Here is a 1,098-nt window from a genome sequence, read left to right as displayed (position 1 = left end):
TGTAGAACATCGTTAGCGTTTCAACTTTGAACTTTCAACTCTCCCTCGCCCAACTATTTAAATAATGTTCCAGCAACGAATCCAGCATGGCCTGCTCATCCACATCGCCGGCCACTTCCAGTTTGTTTTCTGCCGCCAATACCGCAATGCCATGGACACTGCTCCACAGGGTACGGGCTGCCAGATGGATCGCAGCGGCAGACTGTCCATCTGCCAACCGGGCCATTTGCTGTTCCACCCGCTCAAACAACTGCGCCGTGCGTTGCTGGTACCAGGCGGGCACCGGCGCCGCATTCTGCATGCGATGCATAAACACCATCTGCCACAGTGCGGTTTGCGTGCGTGCCAATGACAGGTAGGCGCTGGCCATCTGATGCAGCGCCCGGGGCGGGGGCAGGTTGGATGACGCCTGCATGTCGCCCAACAGGGTATCCAGGGTCGCCGCGTTGGCATGCAGAATAAGGTCATCGAGATTGGCGAAAACGTGATAGAGCATACCGGGCGTATAACGGATTTTTTCCGCCACCTTGCGCACACTCAGTTTTCCCAACCCCTGTTCCGCCACCAGCTCGCGCACAGCGTCGATGGCCAGGGCCTGTAATTCTTCGCGGCTGTGTTGGTTTCGGCGTGCCATGGGTATGCCCTGCAATAGTTACCTGTTGTTCTGGAGCCAGTTACGTAAAAGGTAACGAGCCTGTTTTCCGGTTTGAGCGTGATCCCGTTGCGTCAGCGCAGCGGACAGTTAACCACAACATCTAAACGCCGTTCAATAGTGAGACTGTTGCCAGCCATGACAGTCTGCGTTCAGGAGGAGGCCGACAGCGGCGGGGCACCCGGACGACGGCCAATGGGACGGGCGGGGTTGCCGGCAACGATGGTCCAGGGCGGCACGTCACGGGTGACCACCGCGCCCATGCCCACTACGGCATGATCCCCCAGGGTGACGCCATCCACGATACCCGCACGGGCACCGATCCAGACGTCACAGCCAATACGGATCCCCCGGGAAGTCACAGGCTGCTCGCGCACCAGCCGGTCCGCATCCATGCCATGATTGAAAGCAAAGAGGGTGCAATATGCGGCAATGCGTGTGTCATC

Annotated in this window: 2 protein-coding genes; both read right to left on the bottom strand. The window is 58.8% G+C overall.

The features are described 5' to 3' along the window. Positions 1-34: 34 nt before the first annotated feature. A complete protein-coding gene (locus tag A3730_RS26160) occupies positions 35-634 on the bottom strand; it encodes a TetR/AcrR family transcriptional regulator (protein ID WP_063520981.1) in 600 nt (199 codons plus the stop codon). 170 nt (positions 635-804) lie between these two features. Continuing rightward, the coding region (locus A3730_RS26155) for an acyltransferase (RefSeq protein ID WP_197477651.1) at positions 805-1,098 on the bottom strand (294 nt) is incomplete at its 5' end.

Source organism: Alcanivorax sp. HI0044, from assembly GCF_001634945.1.
Note: the sequence above shows the minus strand (reverse complement) of the source record. Positions and strands in the feature narration are given on the sequence as shown.

Excerpts from the sequence above, each read along its gene's own strand:
- A3730_RS26160 (WP_063520981.1), bottom strand. The coding sequence starts at position 634 with ATGGCACGCCGAAACCAACACAGCCGCGAAGAATTACAGGCCCTGGCC.